The organism is Serratia sp. OLAL2 (assembly GCF_002752475.1).
GTDB lineage: Bacteria > Pseudomonadota > Gammaproteobacteria > Enterobacterales > Enterobacteriaceae > Serratia > Serratia bockelmannii.
Window position 1 is genome coordinate 196,598 of the sequence record NZ_MSTL01000004.1, and the last position, 17,712, is coordinate 214,309.

General features: G+C 59.9%; 16 protein-coding genes, 2 tRNA genes and 1 rRNA gene. 4 read left to right on the plus strand and 15 right to left on the minus strand.

Annotation, left to right across the window (positions count from 1 at the left end):
- Window positions 1–181: 181 nt before the first annotated feature.
- Entirely contained in the window at window positions 182–883 is a 702-nt protein-coding gene (locus BVU99_RS05520; RefSeq protein WP_099817033.1) for a LuxR family transcriptional regulator, read from the plus strand.
- Between the two features lie 47 nt (window positions 884–930).
- Here BVU99_RS05520 and ilvC read toward each other — a convergent pair whose 3' ends face one another.
- Window positions 931–2,406, minus strand: a complete 1,476-nt coding sequence (ilvC, locus tag BVU99_RS05525; protein ID WP_025304638.1) for a ketol-acid reductoisomerase — start codon at window positions 2,404–2,406, stop codon at window positions 931–933.
- Between the two features lie 168 nt (window positions 2,407–2,574).
- Between ilvC and ilvY the strand changes: the two genes are divergently transcribed.
- Complete coding sequence (gene ilvY, locus BVU99_RS05530) at window positions 2,575–3,465, plus strand: HTH-type transcriptional activator IlvY (protein ID WP_004929971.1); 891 nt, start codon at window positions 2,575–2,577, stop codon at window positions 3,463–3,465.
- A gap of 9 nt (window positions 3,466–3,474) precedes the next feature.
- On the opposite strand, the gene BVU99_RS05535 is transcribed toward ilvY, so the two are convergent.
- From BVU99_RS05535 to BVU99_RS05580, 10 genes are all read right to left on the minus strand, one after another.
- On the minus strand, window positions 3,475–4,176 hold the full coding sequence (locus BVU99_RS05535) for a DUF2461 domain-containing protein (RefSeq protein ID WP_099817034.1): 702 nt from the start codon (window positions 4,174–4,176) through the stop codon (window positions 3,475–3,477).
- A gap of 21 nt (window positions 4,177–4,197) precedes the next feature.
- A complete protein-coding gene (locus BVU99_RS05540) occupies window positions 4,198–4,776 on the minus strand; it encodes a hypothetical protein (protein ID WP_025304641.1) in 579 nt (192 codons plus the stop codon).
- Window positions 4,776–5,771: a hypothetical protein gene (locus BVU99_RS05545; RefSeq protein ID WP_025304642.1), complete on the minus strand. Its 996-nt coding sequence runs from the start codon at window positions 5,769–5,771 to the stop codon at window positions 4,776–4,778. The genes BVU99_RS05540 and BVU99_RS05545 overlap by 1 nt, the downstream gene beginning before the upstream one ends.
- Window positions 5,772–5,883: 112 nt before the next feature.
- Window positions 5,884–7,428, minus strand: a complete 1,545-nt coding sequence (gene ilvA, locus BVU99_RS05550; RefSeq protein WP_043142923.1) for a threonine ammonia-lyase, biosynthetic — start codon at window positions 7,426–7,428, stop codon at window positions 5,884–5,886.
- A 5-nt stretch (window positions 7,429–7,433) separates the two neighbouring features.
- Window positions 7,434–9,284 (minus strand): dihydroxy-acid dehydratase, encoded by a 1,851-nt coding sequence (gene ilvD, locus BVU99_RS05555; RefSeq protein WP_015379395.1) that lies wholly within the window; start codon window positions 9,282–9,284, stop codon window positions 7,434–7,436.
- A 106-nt stretch (window positions 9,285–9,390) separates the two neighbouring features.
- Complete coding sequence (locus tag BVU99_RS05560) at window positions 9,391–10,317, minus strand: branched-chain amino acid transaminase (RefSeq protein WP_016930475.1); 927 nt, start codon at window positions 10,315–10,317, stop codon at window positions 9,391–9,393.
- Between the two features lie 23 nt (window positions 10,318–10,340).
- On the minus strand, window positions 10,341–10,598 hold the full coding sequence (gene ilvM, locus BVU99_RS05565; protein WP_004929955.1) for an acetolactate synthase 2 small subunit: 258 nt from the start codon (window positions 10,596–10,598) through the stop codon (window positions 10,341–10,343).
- Window positions 10,595–12,241 (minus strand): acetolactate synthase 2 catalytic subunit, encoded by a 1,647-nt coding sequence (gene ilvG / locus BVU99_RS05570; RefSeq protein WP_060448494.1) that lies wholly within the window; start codon window positions 12,239–12,241, stop codon window positions 10,595–10,597. Before ilvG ends, ilvM begins: the two co-directional genes overlap by 4 nt.
- 142 nt (window positions 12,242–12,383) lie before the next feature.
- Window positions 12,384–12,482 (minus strand): ilv operon leader peptide, encoded by a 99-nt coding sequence (gene ilvL, locus BVU99_RS05575; protein WP_013814970.1) that lies wholly within the window; start codon window positions 12,480–12,482, stop codon window positions 12,384–12,386.
- Window positions 12,483–12,615: 133 nt separating this feature from the next.
- Entirely contained in the window at window positions 12,616–13,848 is a 1,233-nt protein-coding gene (locus BVU99_RS05580) for an MFS transporter (RefSeq protein ID WP_025304644.1), read from the minus strand.
- Window positions 13,849–14,189: 341 nt separating this feature from the next.
- Between BVU99_RS05580 and BVU99_RS05585 the strand changes: the two genes are divergently transcribed.
- Complete coding sequence (locus BVU99_RS05585; RefSeq protein ID WP_049205986.1) at window positions 14,190–15,713, plus strand: YifB family Mg chelatase-like AAA ATPase; 1,524 nt, start codon at window positions 14,190–14,192, stop codon at window positions 15,711–15,713.
- Between the two features lie 27 nt (window positions 15,714–15,740).
- Here the strand turns inward: BVU99_RS05585 and BVU99_RS05590 are convergent, their stop codons facing one another.
- A complete protein-coding gene (locus BVU99_RS05590; RefSeq protein ID WP_004929946.1) occupies window positions 15,741–16,079 on the minus strand; it encodes a DUF413 domain-containing protein in 339 nt (112 codons plus the stop codon).
- Window positions 16,080–16,198: 119 nt separating this feature from the next.
- Here BVU99_RS05590 and hdfR point away from each other — a divergent pair, with 119 nt between their 5' ends.
- A complete protein-coding gene (gene hdfR / locus BVU99_RS05595; protein WP_094141939.1) occupies window positions 16,199–17,026 on the plus strand; it encodes an HTH-type transcriptional regulator HdfR in 828 nt (275 codons plus the stop codon).
- Between the two features lie 268 nt (window positions 17,027–17,294).
- Here hdfR and BVU99_RS05600 read toward each other — a convergent pair.
- The 3 genes from BVU99_RS05600 to rrf all read right to left on the minus strand — a co-directional run bounded on the left by BVU99_RS05600 (window position 17,295) and on the right by rrf (window position 17,708).
- Window positions 17,295–17,370 (minus strand) — tRNA-Trp (locus BVU99_RS05600).
- A gap of 51 nt (window positions 17,371–17,421) precedes the next feature.
- Window positions 17,422–17,498, minus strand: a tRNA-Asp gene (locus BVU99_RS05605).
- Between the two features lie 94 nt (window positions 17,499–17,592).
- A 5S ribosomal RNA gene (gene rrf / locus BVU99_RS05610) occupies window positions 17,593–17,708 on the minus strand.
- Window positions 17,709–17,712: the final 4 nt, after the last annotated feature.

Below are 17,712 nucleotides of genomic sequence, written 5' to 3' on the forward strand. Positions count from 1 at the left end.
GAGGATAATTGAAAGAATTTCCCTGGCGTTGGCTTATTGATACCCAGAACTGCTAAGCTCAGGTCTTGGCATTGCCGCCTTTTTGAATTTATTAGCCGAGTATAAATTTCAATCCGCCGCACTGACTAGCTGGACTTTGGTGCAGGTCGGGCTGAATCGCCGAACGACAGGGAGGTTACCGATGGCCGTCGCATTCGCCAACGCCGTCGCCGCAAGACTGCATCTTGACGGCCGACTGCACGCCTTCAGCCAATTCAAATACGCTTATTTGACCTTCAATAAACACCGTCCCGATCGCCATCTGCTGGTCTCAAGCTACCCGCAAGAATGGCTGGACATCTACAGCGCCAATCGTTATCAGCGCATCGATCCCGTCGTGCGCGCCGCCCATAGCCGCTGCGCGCCCTTCATGTGGCACGACACCCCCGTCACCACCGAGGATCGGCATTACCGGAAGATCTTCAGCCAGGCGCGGGAATACGACATCGTGCACGGCTGCAGCTTTGTTTTGCACGATCACGACAACAACCTGGCGATCCTGTCGATCAGCGCCACGGCGGCCGATGACGCCGATCTGCGGCAGCTGATGGAAGACGAGAGGGCCAGCCTGCAGATGGTATTGGTCGATACCCACCAGCACGCCCTGGCCTTGGCCAGCGCCGAGGCGAGCCGGACAGACCGGCTCTCGCCGCGCGAAGGGGAGATCCTCTACTGGGCCAGCCAGGGCAAAACCTACCATGAGATCGCACTGATCCTGGGGATCAAAACCCGTACGGTGAAGTTTCACATCGGCAATGCGGTGCGTAAGCTGGGGGTCACGAACGCCAAACACGCGATCCGGCGCTGTCTCGAGCGGCAGCTTATCGCACCGCCGGAAGCATAAAAAAGCCGGCATCGCTGCCGGCTCTTTGTGCTTTGCCTTGCGGAAAATCAGCCCGCGACGGCGATGCGTTTCATGTCAGTCATGTAGCCACGCAGTTTACGGCCAACGGTTTCGATAGGGTGGCTGCGCACCGCTTCATTCACGTCGCGCAGTTGCGCGTTGTCCACCGCCGTACCCGCCACGGCTTTGCCCAAATCGCCCGCCTGCAGAGTGGTCATGAAGTCTTTCAGCAACGGCACCGCCGCGTTGGCGAACAGGTAGTTGCCGTACTCCGCGGTATCGGAGATGACCACGTTCATTTCATACAGACGCTTACGCGCAATGGTGTTGGCGATCAACGGCAGCTCGTGCAGTGACTCGTAGTAAGCCGACTCTTCGATGATACCGGCATCGACCATGGTTTCGAACGCCAGCTCGACGCCTGCTTTCACCATCGCCACCATCAGCACGCCATGATCGAAGTACTCTTGTTCACCGATCTTGCCTTCAAACTGCGGCGCATTCTCGAACGCGGTTTTGCCGGTCTCTTCGCGCCAGGTCAGCAGTTTCACGTCGTCTTCCGCCCAGTCGGCCATCATGCCGCTGGAGAAAGCGCCGGAGATGATGTCGTCCATGTGCTTCTGGAACAGCGGTGCCATGATGGTTTTCAGCTGTTCGGACAGCGCATAGGCACGCAGCTTGGCCGGGTTGGACAGGCGATCCATCATCAGGGTGATACCGCCCTGCTTCAGCGCTTCGGTGATGGTTTCCCAGCCGAACTGAATCAGTTTCTCGGCGTAAGCCGGATCGGTACCCTCAGCAACCAGCTTGTCGAAGCACAGCAGCGAACCCGCCTGCAGCATGCCGCACAGAATAGTCTGCTCGCCCATCAAATCGGATTTCACTTCAGCGACGAAGGAAGACTCCAGCACGCCGGCGCGGTGGCCGCCGGTCGCCGCCGCCCAGGCCTTGGCGATCGCCATGCCTTCGCCTTTCGGATCGTTTTCCGGGTGAACCGCAATCAGGGTCGGCACGCCGAAGCCGCGCTTGTACTCTTCACGCACTTCGGTGCCCGGACACTTCGGCGCGACCATCACCACGGTGATGTCTTTGCGCACCTGCTCACCCACTTCAACGATGTTGAAGCCGTGGGAGTAACCCAGCGCCGCGCCGTCTTTCATCAGCGGCTGCACCGCGCGCACTACGGAAGAGTGCTGCTTGTCCGGCGTCAGGTTGACCACCAGATCCGCCTGCGGGATCAGGTCTTCGTAGGTGCCGACCTTAAAGCCGTTTTCGGTCGCCTTGCGCCAGGAAGCGCGCTTCTCGTCGATCGCTTCTTTGCGCAGGGCATAGGCGACATCCAGACCGGAATCGCGCATGTTGAGCCCCTGGTTCAGGCCCTGGGCGCCACAGCCGACAATCACCACTTTTTTACCTTTCAGGTAGCCGGCTTCGTCAGCAAATTCGTCGCGCGCCATAAAGCGGCATTTACCCAATTGCGCCAACTGCTGACGCAGGTTCAATGTGTTGAAATAGTTAGCCATGGTGGTACTCCGGTTTGATGTTGTCTTGCATTGTTATTTTCATTCCCCGCCCTGTCTGTGCGGAGATTCGTTAAACTCAATGTATAACAGGAAATGCGTTGCTTAAATTGATATATTGAGAACGTGACATTGCAATTTTTGCAACACTCTCACTGCGAGCGTATCGATATGGATTTACGTGATTTAAAGCTGTTCTTGCATCTGGCCGAAAGCCATCACTTCGGGCGCACCGCCAAGGCGATGCACGTCAGCCCGTCGACGCTCTCCCGCCAGATCCAGCGGCTGGAAGAGATCCTCGGGCAGCCGCTGTTCCTGCGCGATAACCGCACCGTGCAGCTCACCGACGCCGGCGAACAGCTGAAAGAATTCGCCCAGCAAACGCTGCTGCAGTATCAGCAGCTGAAGCACTCGCTCGGCCAGCACGGCCCTTCGCTGAGCGGCGAACTGCGGCTGTTCTGCTCGGTGACCGCGGCGTACAGCCACCTGCCGCCGATCCTCGATCGCTTTCGTGCGCAGCACCCGCTGGTAGAGATTAAGCTGACCACCGGCGATGCCGCCGACGCGGTCGACAAGGTGCAATCCAACGAGGCCGATCTCGGCATCGCCGGCCGGCCGGAAACGCTGCCCGCCAGCGTGGCGTTCACCAAAATCGGCGAAATTCCGCTGGTGCTGATCGCGCCGGCGCTGCCCTGTGCGGTGCGCAGCCAGGCGTTCGCCGACAAGCCCGACTGGGCCGAGATCCCGTTCATCCTGCCGGAGCACGGCCCCTCGCGAAAACGCATCGAGCTGTGGTTCCGCCGCCATCGCATCAGCAATCCGCTGATTTACGCTACCGTCGGCGGCCACGAGGCCATCGTGTCGATGGTGGCCCTGGGCTGCGGCATCGCGCTGATCCCAAGCGTGGTGGTGGACAACAGCCCGGAGCCGGTACGTAACCGCATCTCGCAGCTGGATAACATCTCGATGGTCGAACCGTTTGAACTGGGGGTCTGCGTTCAGAAAAAACGCCTCAGCGATCCGTTGATCGACGCCTTTTGGCGGTTGCTGCATCCTCGCTGACGCGGGGTTTCAAAGGTCCGCCGGATCGATCTGCTTCATCGTCTCTACCTGCATCAACCAGTGGTAGAGCGGCTCAAGCTGCAAAAATGCCCCGGCCAGCAGCGGCGCCAGATCGGCGTTGAACAGCTTTTCCACTTCGCTGTCCGTCACCATCACCGCAAACGACTTGCGGTTGTACCAGGTGGCGATCTCCGCCGCCTGTTCCTTCACCAGCGGGCGCTTGTAGCGCTCGCCCACCAGCTCGAACGGCGGCCGGCAGCAGGCGGCCACCTCCAGGAAAGGCTGCGGCCGCTGCCTCAGCGTATGGCGGAACAGATCCATGGTCGGCTTGTTGGCGCTGTAGTAGCCGAGCCCATAGCGCAGCATGTCCGGCCCCAGTTCGGAAAAGTAGACCGGCGCGTCTTTCCAGTCTTTACTCGGGCGCTTGAACGTCAGCCACATGCGGCTGCGGTAGCGCGATTTATCGTGAGAAAACCGCGTATCGCGATGAATGCGCGACAGCGTTTTGCCGATCGCCGGGCGGGTCTCGAACTGCGGGTCGATCGCCAGCATGCCGGGAGCCAGTTGCTCCACCAGCGCGCGAAACGGCGCCAGCAGCTCGCGATCGTAGATGTCGCGATTGCCGTCGAACCAGGCCTTATCGTTCTCGATCCGCACCTGCTGCAGGAAATTCAGGCCCTGCTGGCTAAAGCCGGAGAAAGGTTGCGTCATAAGTTTTTCCGTTCTGACGGTTTATCGGGTGTTGCGCAGATCTTCCCTCTGCCAACGGCGTTTGATAAACACGCGCCGACGCGTGCGGAAATAGGCGACATACAGGTAGAACGCCGCCCGGTTGCTGAACAGCGCACCGCCAACCACGCCCCCCAGCAGCAGGGCGCCGGTGGCGATGCCGGTCATGCCCGCCGCCCACGCCGCCGCGGCGCCGAGGCAACACAGACCGAGCATGCCAAGGTAATATTGCAACAATACCACCCCGCTGTTTTTACCCTGCACCAGTTGGAACAGGATCAACGTCATCCACACCGCCACGATCGCGCCGCTGCCCATCAACACGGCGGCGGAGGTCTTGCCGCTCCAGGCGGCCGCCACATCCGTGACCAGACCCATCACGCCCGCCAGCCCCAGCGTCAGGCACACCATCAGCAACATGACGTTGCCGACGCCCGGCGGCGACAACCGCTGGCCCGGCGTCATGAAATGCTGCTCGAGCTGCGCATCCACACCGGCGAAAAGAGCGCGATCGCGCGCCGCGATTTGGCTTTCCATCTCCCGACCCTGCACGATCAGGCGTTTAATCATCCACTCCGCCATTACCTCACCATCTGCGGCAATTTCTGCATAATGCCCACAAAATACTGCCCGGTGGTTTTCACATTCACCGGCGCCGACAGGGTGCCGCTGATGCCGCTGCCGACAAACGTCAACGCGTTATTGAGCGCAGAGTGCAATTGCTGGCGCAGCCCGTTTTGGATCGCTTCCGTCGGGTAGCGTTTCGGGTACAGGCCGTTCTTCACCATCTCTTTCAAGACGTTGTTGGAAATTCCCGGATTTTCCGCCCGAATGATGTTTTCGGTCAGTCGCTTCCTTTCGCTGCGGGGCATGCTTTTCAGCCACTCCGTCGCCTTGCGCGCCGAAATGCGGCGCATGGCGCGATAGGTCATCGTCGCTTCCTTCAGGGCGGCCCCGGCGCTGGCCAGCGAGATCACATCGAGCACGGTACTGGTGGCGATATACCACTGCTCTGAATCGAGCTGAGCCAATTCATCGCCTTTCCCGTCATAAAGCTTGTTGACGCGGTACAGCCCATTACCGCACTGCAACGCGCTGGCGGCCATGCCGGCATAGCCCAGATAAGCCACCGCTGAGCTGGTACCGCCGGTAAATGGCACGGCGACGCTGCCCGACGCCAGTAAAAAGACCGATACCAGCAGCGTTCCACACGACAGCGCGGCCGAGGCCAGCTCTTTGCTGACGCTGGGTTTGCTCAACGCTTCCGACAGCGTATTGGTCGCGGCAACGCGCGAGGTATGAGCCACCGTTTTGCTGATGACCACGTGGGTAACCTGCGAAGCGTTCGAGTAACCGGTGTGCTGCGTCGGGCGGACTAAAAATGAGTTTTGCCCGTCGGAAAAAATAATTCCCACGCCATGAAAGGCGAGGCTGCAGTCCAGCGAGTCCTGCAAGGCTTGCAGATTAATATCGCGATAGAATTCTTGTACGCCGGTATTGCCCAACAGGCGGGCAAACTCGGCGTTGGTCAAATCGTCTTCGGGAGAACCGAACGGCGTAGAAAAAGCAGTTTTCATTGTCGTGCATCCCTATACGTCAGAAGTCTTGGCAGTATAAAAATGCACGACAAAATCACAACCGCACAACCCATAAACTGACTCATGCGTCACGGTTACTTATCAATCCGACTCACCCCTGCAAAAAGAAGCGGAACGCCGGGTTGTCGGTTTCATCGTGGCAATCGTAGCCCAACGCCTGCAGGTGCCGCTCGAATTCCGGCTCGGATTGCGCCAGCTCGAAGGCCGCCAGCACCCGGCCGAAGTCGGTACCGTGGCTGCGATAGTGGAACAGCGAAATGTTCCAGTGCGTGCCCAGCGTTTGCAGGAACTTCAGCAGCGCGCCCGGCGACTCCGGAAATTCAAAGCTGTACAGCCGTTCGCGCAGCGGCTTCGACGGACGCCCGCCCACCATGTAGCGCACGTGCAGCTTGGCCATCTCGTCGTCCGACAGATCCACCACCTGGTAACCGTCGGCGTTGAGTTCGTCGATGATCTCCCGCCGTTCGGGGTGGCCGCGCGTCAGCCGCACGCCGACGAAAATGCAGGCGTTGTCGGCATCGGCGTACCGGTAGTTGAATTCGGTCACCGAGCGGCCGCCCAGCAGTTGGCAGAACTTGAGGAAGCTGCCCTGCTGTTCCGGAATGGTCACCGCCAGCAGCGCTTCGCGCTGTTCGCCCAATTCGCAACGCTCGGAAACATAGCGCAGTCCGTGGAAGTTGAGATTGGCGCCGGACAGCACGTGCGCCAGCCGCTCGCCCTGAATGTTGTGCTGCTGGACGTACTTTTTCAGCCCCGCCAAAGCCAGCGCGCCGGAAGGTTCGGCAATGGCGCGCACGTCCTCGAACAGATCTTTGACCGCCGCGCAGATGGCGTCGCTGTCCACGGTGATCACGTCGTCCAGATACTCACGGCACAGGCGGAACGTTTCGTCGCCGATGCGCTTCACCGCCACGCCTTCGGCGAACAGCCCGACGCGCGCCAGATCCACCGGATGGCCGGCATCCAGCGCCGCGCGCAGACAGGCGGAGTCTTCCGCTTCGACGCCGATCACTTTGATCTGCGGCATCAGCTGTTTGATCAGCACGGCCACCCCGGCGGCCAAGCCGCCGCCGCCGACCGGTACGAAGACCCGATCCAAATGCGCGTCTTGCTGCAACAGCTCCATCGCCAGCGTGCCCTGCCCGGCGATCACCGTCGGGTGATCGAACGGCGGCACGAAAGTCATGCCTTGCTGATGGGAAAGCTCGATTGCCTTCGCTTTGGCCTCGTCGAAATTAGCGCCGTGCAGCAACACTTCGCCGCCGAAGCCGCGCACCGCATCCACCTTGATGTCCGCGGTGGACACCGGCATCACGATCAGCGTTTTGATCCCCAGCCGTTTACCGGAGAAGGCGACGCCCTGCGCGTGGTTGCCGGCCGAAGCCGTCACGACGCCGCGCGCCTTCTGCTCTTCGTCCAGCCCGGCGATCATCGCATAGGCCCCGCGCAGCTTGAAGCTGTGCACCGGCTGGCGATCTTCGCGCTTCACCAAAATGGTGTTGCCGAGACGCGAAGAGATTTTGCTCATGGCCTGCAACGGGGTGACCTGCGCCACCTCGTAAACCGGCGAGCGCAGTACCGCTCGCAGATATTCCGCGCCGCAGGGGGCGCTGGGTAGGGGTTGAGAGACCGCCATGCTGCTTATCCCCCCAGTTTGCTCTTGTCGCGCACCGCGCCTTTGTCGGCGCTGGTGGCCAACGAGGCGTAGGCGCGCAGCGCGAAGGACACCTGACGTTCACGGTTTTTCGGCGTCCAGGCCGCGTCGCCGCGCGCCAGTTCCGCCTCATGCCGCGCCGCCAACTCCTGCTCGCTGACATCCAGCTGGATGCCGCGATGAGGAATGTCGATCGCGATCATGTCGCCGTCCTGCACCAGGGCGATCAGGCCGCCGTTGGCCGCTTCCGGCGAAGCGTGGCCGATGGACAACCCGGAGGTGCCGCCGGAGAAACGCCCGTCGGTGATCAGCGCACACGCCTTGCCCAGCCCCATCGATTTCAGGTAGGTGGTTGGGTAAAGCATTTCCTGCATGCCCGGCCCGCCTTTCGGCCCTTCGTAGCGAATCACCACTACGTCGCCCGCCACCACTTTGCCGCCGAGGATCGCTTCTACCGCGTCGTCCTGGCTTTCATACACTTTGGCCGGGCCGCGGAAGGTGAGGATTTCTTTGTCCACGCCGGCGGTTTTGACGATGCAGCCGTTTTCCGCCAGGTTGCCGTACAGTACCGCCAACCCGCCGTCCTGACTGTAGGCGTGCTCACGGGTGCGGATGCAGCCTTCCTTGCGGTCGGTGTCCAGCGAATCCCAGCGGCAATCCTGAGAGAATGCCTGCGTGGTGCGGATACCGGCCGGCCCGGCAGAGTACATTTTCTTGACGCTTTCGTCGCGGGTCAGCATCACGTCGTAAGCTTCCAGCGTCTGCGGCAGGGTCAGCCCCAACACGTTGTTCACCTCGCGGTTCAGCAAGCCGGCGCGATCCAACTCGCCAAGGATGCCGATCACGCCGCCGGCGCGGTGCACGTCTTCCATGTGATATTTCTGCGTGCTCGGCGCCACCTTGCACAGGTGCGGCACTTTGCGCGACAGGCGATCGATGTCTTCCATGGTGAAGTCCACCTCGCCTTCCTGCGCCGAAGCCAGCAGGTGCAGCACGGTGTTGGTCGAGCCGCCCATGGCGATGTCCAGCGTCATGGCGTTTTCAAACGCCGCCTTGTTGGCGATATTGCGCGGCAGCGCGCTCTCGTCGTCCTGCTCGTAATAGCGTTTGGTCAGCTCGACGATGCGCTTGCCGGCGTTGAGGAACAGTTCCTTGCGATCGGCGTGGGTGGCCAGCAGCGAGCCGTTGCCCGGCTGCGACAGGCCCAGCGCTTCGGTCAGGCAGTTCATCGAGTTGGCGGTAAACATGCCGGAGCAGGAGCCGCAGGTCGGGCAGGCGGAACGCTCGATCTGCTCGCTGTCGGCGTCGCTGACGTTCGGGTTCGCACCCTGGATCATCGCGTCTACCAGATCCAACTTGATGATCTGGTTGGAGAGTTTGGTTTTGCCAGCTTCCATCGGGCCGCCGGAAACGAAGATCACCGGAATGTTCAGGCGCAACGCCGCCATCAGCATGCCCGGGGTGATCTTGTCACAGTTGGAGATGCACACCATCGCGTCGGCGCAGTGGGCGTTCACCATGTATTCGACCGAGTCGGCGATCAGCTCGCGCGACGGCAAGGAATAGAGCATGCCGCCGTGGCCCATGGCGATGCCGTCATCCACCGCGATGGTGTTGAACTCTTTGGCCACGCCGCCGGAGGCTTCGATCTGTTCGGCGACCAGTTTGCCCAGATCGCGCAGATGCACGTGGCCCGGCACGAACTGGGTAAAGGAGTTGACCACGGCGATGATCGGCTTGCCGAAATCGGCGTCGGTCATCCCGGTCGCGCGCCACAATGCGCGGGCACCCGCCATATTGCGGCCATGGGTGGTGGTGGCGGAACGGTACTTAGGCATGCTCTTTTCACTCCAAATGTATTTATGACAGGCGGCGAACGAACCGCCTGGATATTCTTATCTTGTCTGTCTTGTCGTCCGCCACGCGGCGCGGCGAGCCTTGTCGTTACGGGTTTACCGGATCCAGCCAACCGTATTTGTCTTCGGTCTTGCCGCTGAACAGGCCGAAGAACGCCTGTTGGATCTGTTTGGTCACCGGGCCGCATTTGCCGATGCCGACCTGAATGCCGTCCACGCTGCGCACCGGCGTGATTTCCGCCGCGGTGCCAGACATGAACACTTCGTCGGCCAGGTACAGCGATTCGCGCGACAGCACCTGCTCGCGCACCTCGAAGCCCATGTCTTTCGCCAGCTTGATGATCGCGTCGCGGGTGATGCCCGGCAGCGCCGACGAGGTGAACGGCGGGGTATAGAGCACGCCGTCTTTCACTTCAAACAGGTTCTCGCCCGCCCCTTCGGAAATGTAACCGTGCACGTCGAGCGCAATGCCTTCCTGATAGCCGTGGCGACGCGCTTCGCTGCCCACCAACAGGGAGGAAAGATAGTTGCCGCCGGCCTTGGCCGCAGTGGGGATCGTGTTTGGTGCGACGCGGTGCCAGGAGGAGACCATCGCATCGATGCCTTGATCCAGCGCTTCTTCACCCAAATAAGCGCCCCAAGGAAACGCCGCGATAATCACGTCCGTTTTATAACCGGCCGGCGGGTTGACGCCCATGCCGACATCGCCGACGAACACCAGCGGGCGAATGTACGCGCTGACCAGGTTGTTCTTGCGCAGCGTAGCGCGGCAGGCTTCCATCAGCTCGTCGACGCTTTGCGACACCGGCATGCGGTAGATTTTCGCCGAATCGTGCAGGCGCTGCATATGCTCGCGATGACGGAATACCACTGGCCCCAAGTGCGAGTCATAGCAGCGTACGCCTTCAAACACCGACGTGCCGTAATGCAACGCGTGCGACATCACGTGCACTTTGGCCTCGGCCCAAGGCACCATCTCACCATTGAACCAAATGTAATCGGCTTTCTTAGTCATTGTTATTTATCCTTCTCAGCGCCTCAGGCGCGTATTTGTTGTGATGTTGGCTGCTGGATCTCGACGCAGGAGACGTCCATCAGTTTGCTTAATTGAGATGACAACAGGGCGACCGGGCGCGGGCTGGCAACGGTCAATTCGATATTGATGCTGTCGGCGTTGGCCGGGGAAACCATATTCATAGCACAAACCTGAAAGCCGCGATGACGCACGACCCGCAATACGCGCTCTAACATTTCGGGGCGAAAACGCGCCTGGATCGAGAGTTGATGCTGCATCATGATATTTCCTCCAACATGGTTTCGTTACCGGCGCCCGGCGGCACCAGCGGCCAGACGTTTTCGAGTTCGTCGATAGAGACCTGCAGCAGATAAGGGCCCTCGGTATTGAACAGCGCCTCGAGCGCGCCCTCCACCTGATCCTTGCGGCTGATGCGCTGGCCGGGAATGCCGAAGGCGGCGGCCAGCATCAGGAAGTCGGGGTTATCGGACAGGTTGGTTTCGCTGTAGCGGCCGTCGAAGAACAGCTGCTGCCATTGGCGCACCATTCCGAGACGCTGGTTGTCCAGCAGCACGATCTTCAGCGGCAGCCGTTTGCGCTTGATAGTGCCCAGTTCCTGCACGTTCATCATGAAGGAACCATCGCCCGAGACGCAGATCACCGTATCTTGCGGACGCGCGATCTGGGCCCCGACCGCCGCCGGCACGCCGAACCCCATGGTGCCGAGGCCGCTGGAGGTGATGAAATTCTCCGGGCGCTCGAACGTCATGTGCTGCGCGCTCCACATCTGGTGCTGGCCGACGTCGGTGGTCACCACGCTGTTGGCCGGCTTGCGGGCGGACAGCTGGCGCAAGAACAGCGGCGCGTAGATCGGCTGGCCGGGGTGATCGTAGCGGCAGGCGTGCTCGGCTTTCAGCGCCATCACCTGCTGCTGCCAGGCGGCGATGTTCAGCGGGCGCTGCAACGCCGGCAGCAACGTTTTCAAATCGCCTTGCAGGGCGACATGCGCCTGGCGCAGCTTGCTCATCTCCGCCGGGTCGATATCCATGTGGATCACTTTGGCGTGCGGCGCGAAGGCGTTCAGCTTGCCGGTCACGCGGTCATCGAAACGCGCGCCGACGGCGATCAACAGATCGCACTCCTGCACCGCCAGGTTGGCAGCCTTGGTGCCGTGCATGCCCAGCATACCGAGGTACAGCGGATCTTGCGCATCCGGCGCGCCCAGCCCCTTCAGGGTGGCGACGTTCGGCATGCGGGTCACGGCGATGAACTCGCGCAGCGCCGGCACCGCCTGGGCCATGCCCACGCCGCCGCCGACGTACAGCATCGGTTTGTGCGCCTGCGCCAGCAGCTCGGCCGCCTCTGCCAACGCCGCCGCCGGGAACGCCGGCGCTTCATCGACCGGCATCAGGTGCGGATGCAGGTCGCCCTGCGCCAGCTGGATGTCTTTCGGGATATCGATCAGCACCGGGCCGGGACGGCCGCCGGCGGCGATGGCGAACGCTTCCGCCATGATGCCCGGCAAGGCGTCCAGCGATTCCACCAGGAAGCTGTGCTTGGTGCAGGCCAGAGACAGGCCGAGAACATCGATCTCCTGAAAGGCATCGGTGCCGATCAGCGCGGACCCCACCTGACCAGTGATGGCGACAACGGGAACAGAATCGAGCAGCGCATCAGCCAGGCCGGTGATCAGGTTGGTGGCGCCGGGGCCGGAAGTGGCGATACAGACACCGACTTTGCCGGTGGCGCGGGCGTAGCCGATGGCGGCCATGGCGGCGCCCTGTTCATGGCGGCACAGCAGGTGTTCCACGCCGCCGTCGTACAGCGCATCGTACACCGGCATGATTGCCCCGCCCGGATAGCCGAATACGGTATCCACCCCCTGCGTACGCAACGCTTGAACTACCCACTGAGCGCCATTCATGGTTATTTCCCCGCCTTACTTCGAAAATCGCAGGATTTTGTTCTGTTTTTCATGCTCTGCCCCTTGCTCCACTTTTCTCTTGCCAATAAAAAACCCCCGGACCTGACGGTGCGGGGGTTCTCTTGCGATTCCGGCTTGTTTGCTAAGCCTTTCTTCGTCCAAGTGCAGCCCCGCACGGTGGGATAATAATCACCACCACGCTAATCACGACTAGGCTAATCACTTGGGCAAAGGCTTTCATAATGGGTTTGTTCACTGTGCTCATTCAGAACTAATGCTTACAGAGGTACCACAGCCGCGCGCGACATGACAACACTTTTTTTGCGTTATTATTCGGCGCAATCTGGTCATACCTCACGCGAATCGCCTCTCTTTCACACGTTGGCGCGCACGCCCGGATTTTTCACCGCGTCGGTGATCGCCTTGCCGCGCGTATCCTTGCCGAAGAACACCAACAGGGCGATCGCCACCGCCACCGTACCGGCGACGATCGCCATCGCCAGGCCGTAATTATGCCCATGATGCTCGGCGATGGTGGCTTGCAGCGTAGCGTTGACCGAGGCGATCAGGTTGCCCAGCTGGTACACGAACCCCGGCAGCACCGCGCGGGTGTTGGCCGGCACCAGCTCGGTCAGGTAGGTCGGCACCACGCCCCAGGCGCCCTGCACCATGAATTGCATCAGGAAAGCGCCGATCCCCAACATTAGCGAACCGCTGGAAAATGCCCACAATGGGATCACCGGTAAGGCCAGCAATGCGGCGATAATGATCGCTTTTTTACGACCGATTTTTTCCGATAACGAACCGAAGAAAACGCCACCGATAATTGACGCGATATTGTAGCTAATGGCGATGATACTGACGGTTTTCGGATCGAAACCGTGCTGAACTTTCAGAAACACCGGATACAGATCCTGCGTGCCGTGAGAGAAGAAATTGAACGCCGCCATCAGCAGCACCAGATAGCAGCATAGCTTCCAGTGGCTCTTCAACACCGGCAATAAAGCCGTACTTTCTTTGCGCTCACGTGCCGCCAGCCACACCGGCGACTCCTGCACGCAATAATAAATAAACGGCAGCAGCAGGATCGGCGCCGCGCCGATGACGAACATTCCGCGCCAGCCGACCGTTTCGAACAGCAGGCCGTACACCACCGCCGCCAGCAGATAACCGAACGGATAGCCGGCCTGGAAAATGCCCGACATCAGGCCGCGCGAGCGGTCCGGTATGGTTTCCATCGCCAATGACGACGCCACACCCCAGATACCGCCCATCGCAACGCCGTACAACACTCGTAACAGCAAGAAGACCGTCAACGAGGGCGCGGCGGCGGAGAGCAGCTCAAACACCGAAAAGAAGACGATATTCAGCATCAGGATCGGTTTGCGGCCATATTTTTCCGCCGCACGCCCGAAGATCAGCGCGCCGATCGGGCGCACCGCCAGCGTGAGCAGAATAGCCAACGTGACCTGTTCCAGACCGACGTGAAAAGATTGCGCGATGTCGCTGAGTAAAAATACCAGCACGAAAAAATCGAAAGCGTCGAGCGTCCAGCTTGAAAAACTGGCAATTGCCGCGTTGCGTTGCAGCGGGGTCCAACCAAACATAGTGTTATCCCTACCGTAGAGTACGAAGTCAGGAGGTTTAGCGGCTGCCGGGCAGACTGCGGCGGCGGTCGGAGTGTGTTAAAGAAGTGATTTTTCTTTTAATCAATTGTTAAATACACCCGTTAACCCTATGGTTGCAATGCGTATGGGCCGCTAATGTGTTGCAGCCTTCAGCGAATTGTTAATGGGTATTGCCGCAGGTTGCGAGGCGGTTCGCACAATCTCGTTCAATTCGATGAAAATCAGTGATTATGCTGCGAGTTTCATGGAAAAAATGCCAAGAACGCCGCGCGGTACCTGGATAAATCGCGCATCATGCCGCCCTCAGCAAGGAGAGCGATATGTCACTGGCGGTAATCTATAGCCGCGCCATCATCGGCGTTCAGGCCCCTTCCGTGACGGTGGAGGTGCATATCAGCAATGGCCTGCCCGGCCTGACGCTGGTCGGTCTGCCGGAAACCACGGTAAAAGAGGCGCGCGATCGGGTGCGCAGCGCCCTGATCAACAACGGTTTCACCTTTCCCGCCCGGCGCATCACCGTCAATTTGGCACCGGCCGATCTGCCGAAAGAAGGCGGGCGTTACGATCTGCCGATAGCGCTGGCGATCCTCGCCGCCTCCGAGCAACTGCCCCTCGCACCGTTGGCACGCTACGAGTTTCTTGGCGAGCTCGCGCTGTCCGGCGCACTGCGTGCGGTCAGAGGCGCCATCCCGGCGGCGCTGGCGGCGGCTGACGCCGGGCGACAATTGATCCTGTCGACGGACAACGCCGCCGAGGTCGGCCTGATCGCACAGTCACAATCCCATACCGCCCAACACCTGTTGGAGGTCTGTGCTTTTTTACTCGGCCAGGGCGAACTGCCGGTGGCCGTCACACCCCCCGCAGCCGGCAATGCGTACGAAAACGCCGATCTGCGCGACATCATCGGCCAGGAGCAGGCCAAGCGGGCGCTGGAGATCGCCGCCGCCGGCGGGCATAACCTGCTGCTGATTGGGCCGCCGGGCACAGGCAAAACCATGCTGGCCAGCCGACTGACGGGCTTACTGCCGCCGCTGACGGAGCCTGAGGCGCTGGAAAGCCTGGCGATCGCCAGCTTGCAACACCCTGTTCTGAGCGCTCTGCCATGGCGCCAGAGGCCGTTTCGCGCGCCGCATCACAGCGCATCGATGGCGGCATTGGTCGGCGGCGGCTCACTGCCGCGTCCGGGCGAGATCTCGATGGCGCATAACGGCGTGCTGTTTCTGGATGAGCTACCGGAATTCGAGCGTAAGGTCCTGGATGCGCTGCGCGAGCCGTTGGAATCCGGCGAGATCGTGATTTCACGCGCCAACGCCAAGGTCTGTTTCCCTGCCAGAGTACAGTTGATCGCGGCAATGAACCCCAGCCCGACAGGGCATTATCAGGGGTTGCACAACCGCGCCTCGCCGCAGCAGGTGTTGCGCTATCTGGCCCGGCTGTCAGGGCCTTTTCTCGACCGTTTCGATCTGTCTATCGAAGTGCCGCTGTTACCGCCGGGTACGCTCAGCCAGCGGAAAACGCATGGGGAAAGCAGTGAGCAGGTGCGGAAACGGGTGCAGCAGGCACGCGCCCGGCAGCTCGAACGCGCCGGTAAAGTCAACGCGCTGTTGAGCAACCGTGAAGTGGAACGTGATTGTGTTCTGCAGGCGGCGGACGCCGAGTTTTTGGAGACGACATTAAACGCGCTGGGGTTATCGGTACGCGCCTGGCAGCGCATCCTGAAAGTGGCTCGCACGCTGGCGGATTTGGCGGGAGATACTGAACTCGACAGGCGCCACCTCAGCGAAGCGCTGGGCTATCGCAGTATGGATCGTCTGTTGTTACAGCTACATCGCAGTCTGGAATGAAAATGGGGCCCGCAGGCCCCATCGTCTTTAGTCTTCGCTGTCGCTGTAATCTTCCACTGCGTCAGCCTGCGGTTTACCGCCGGACAGAGTATGGAATTTCTTCGGGCGACGTGTGCGCGCCAGATATTTAGCCCATACTTTTTCCTGCTCGGTAGCCGCTTCGCGCTCACCTCGGCACACTGCGACGAACAGCTGTTCTTCTTCAGTCGCTGGCTGGCGTTTACCCGAGTCCAGCTCGTTAAACGCGTAGCCGAAACGCTCTAGCAATTGCGCCTCTTTAATGGTGAAATCGCCGTGACGGGAGAACCCGCGAGGGTAATGTTTATTATCAAAAAAACGATTGGTCGTGGTGAAGCTATCCGCCATCTGACACGCTCCTAATTCTCTTATGGCCGTGCTGTTTATGGCGCGGAGTATTAGATAGGCTTGACAGCGTGTAAAACAAAACATTTAAATCTTAACGACAAATTTTTTTGGAGATAGGTGTGGATACCGAATTACTGAAAACCTTTTTGGAGGTCAGTAGAACGCGTCACTTTGGCAGAGCCGCAGAATCTTTGTACTTAACGCAGTCCGCGGTCAGTTTCCGCATCCGTCAGTTAGAAAACCAGTTGGGCGCAAATTTATTTACCCGTCATCGCAATAACATCCGCCTGACGCCTGCCGGCGAGCGGCTTCTGCCCTATGCCGAAAGCCTGATGAACACCTGGCAGTTGGCGAAGAAAGAGGTCGTGCGTTCACTGCAACATACCGAGCTGTCGATCGGCGCGACTGCCTCGTTGTGGGAGGCTTATTTGACCCCCTGGTTGCAGTCTCTCTATCAACAAAGAGAGGCGCTGCAGCTCGAAGCCAGGGTGGCCTTAAGGCACTCTTTGGTAAAGCAACTGCATGAAAGGCAGCTCGATTTACTGATCACCACTGAGCCGCCAAAGATGGACGAACTGGCCAGCCAGCAGCTGGGCAATTTCTCATTACGCCTGTTCTCATCCGCGCGTCGTGACAAGCAATCCCCCATGCCGTACATCAAGCTGGAATGGGGGGCCGACTTCCACCAACAGGAAAACCGCATGTTGGAAGGTGATAACGTGCCGGTACTCACGACCACCTCGGCACACCTGACGCGTCAGTTGCTGGAAACCACAGGCGGATGCGCTTTCCTGCCCAGCCAGTGGGAAAAAGAGTATCCGCAGTTGCTTGCCGCCACCGAGATCCCGCCGATTGTCCGCCCACTGTATGCCGTCTGGTTGCAAAACAGCGATCAACAACCTTTGATTCGGCAATTACTTAAAATACCTTTAAATACCGCAGCCTAAAGCATTATGGCGGCCTTAAATGCCGTCATCGTGGTAATGACTGTCTATCATGCTAAAAGCCGCCCATCGCCTTCTGAGAGAAGATAATGCAAAACGATAAGAGAATCCGGAGGCGTGCAGGGTAAAGCTCGGAAGAACATGAAGCAGCCAGGATCGGGCAAACCTCGGCATATAGCGTCAAAAGCGCTCTTTTCCAAAGCGGGAATGCACTAAGGGAAGGGATAATAGGTAAAAAAAAACCCTTTGCTTTCGCAAAGGGTTCTTAATATGGCAGGGGCGGAGAGACTCGAACTCGCGACACCCGGTTTTGGAGACCGGTGCTCTACCAACTGAGCTACGCCCCTAAATCTCGCTTAACATTATGCCTGCTAATAAAGCAGGCATAATTAAATAAGTGGCGGAACGGACGGGGCTCGAACCCGCGACCCCCTGCGTGACAGGCAGGTATTCTAACCAACTGAACTACCGCTCCACCGATTCTTTTACGTTGCATCTCTCGATGCCGGCAAATTCGCGCTTTGCGATTTGCGCATTACCAGTCGTCACACTGATAACGTTAATTTGATGCCTGGCAGTGTCCTACTCTCGCATGGGGAGACCCCACACTACCATCGGCGCTACGGCGTTTCACTTCTGAGTTCGGCATGGGGTCAGGTGGGACCACCGCGCTATTGCCGCCAGGCAAA

Coding starts and splice junctions, on each gene's coding strand:
- BVU99_RS05520 (WP_099817033.1), top strand. CDS start 182: ATGGCCGTCGCATTCGCCAACGCCGTCGCCGCAAGACTGCATCTTGAC.
- ilvC (WP_025304638.1), bottom strand. CDS start 2,406: ATGGCTAACTATTTCAACACATTGAACCTGCGTCAGCAGTTGGCGCAA.
- ilvY (WP_004929971.1), top strand. CDS start 2,575: ATGGATTTACGTGATTTAAAGCTGTTCTTGCATCTGGCCGAAAGCCAT.
- BVU99_RS05535 (WP_099817034.1), bottom strand. CDS start 4,176: ATGACGCAACCTTTCTCCGGCTTTAGCCAGCAGGGCCTGAATTTCCTG.
- BVU99_RS05540 (WP_025304641.1), bottom strand. CDS start 4,776: ATGGCGGAGTGGATGATTAAACGCCTGATCGTGCAGGGTCGGGAGATG.
- BVU99_RS05545 (WP_025304642.1), bottom strand. CDS start 5,771: ATGAAAACTGCTTTTTCTACGCCGTTCGGTTCTCCCGAAGACGATTTG.
- ilvA (WP_043142923.1), bottom strand. CDS start 7,428: ATGGCGGTCTCTCAACCCCTACCCAGCGCCCCCTGCGGCGCGGAATAT.
- ilvD (WP_015379395.1), bottom strand. CDS start 9,284: ATGCCTAAGTACCGTTCCGCCACCACCACCCATGGCCGCAATATGGCG.
- BVU99_RS05560 (WP_016930475.1), bottom strand. CDS start 10,317: ATGACTAAGAAAGCCGATTACATTTGGTTCAATGGTGAGATGGTGCCT.
- ilvM (WP_004929955.1), bottom strand. CDS start 10,598: ATGATGCAGCATCAACTCTCGATCCAGGCGCGTTTTCGCCCCGAAATG.
- ilvG (WP_060448494.1), bottom strand. CDS start 12,241: ATGAATGGCGCTCAGTGGGTAGTTCAAGCGTTGCGTACGCAGGGGGTG.
- ilvL (WP_013814970.1), bottom strand. CDS start 12,482: ATGAAAGCCTTTGCCCAAGTGATTAGCCTAGTCGTGATTAGCGTGGTG.
- BVU99_RS05580 (WP_025304644.1), bottom strand. CDS start 13,848: ATGTTTGGTTGGACCCCGCTGCAACGCAACGCGGCAATTGCCAGTTTT.
- BVU99_RS05585 (WP_049205986.1), top strand. CDS start 14,190: ATGTCACTGGCGGTAATCTATAGCCGCGCCATCATCGGCGTTCAGGCC.
- BVU99_RS05590 (WP_004929946.1), bottom strand. CDS start 16,079: ATGGCGGATAGCTTCACCACGACCAATCGTTTTTTTGATAATAAACAT.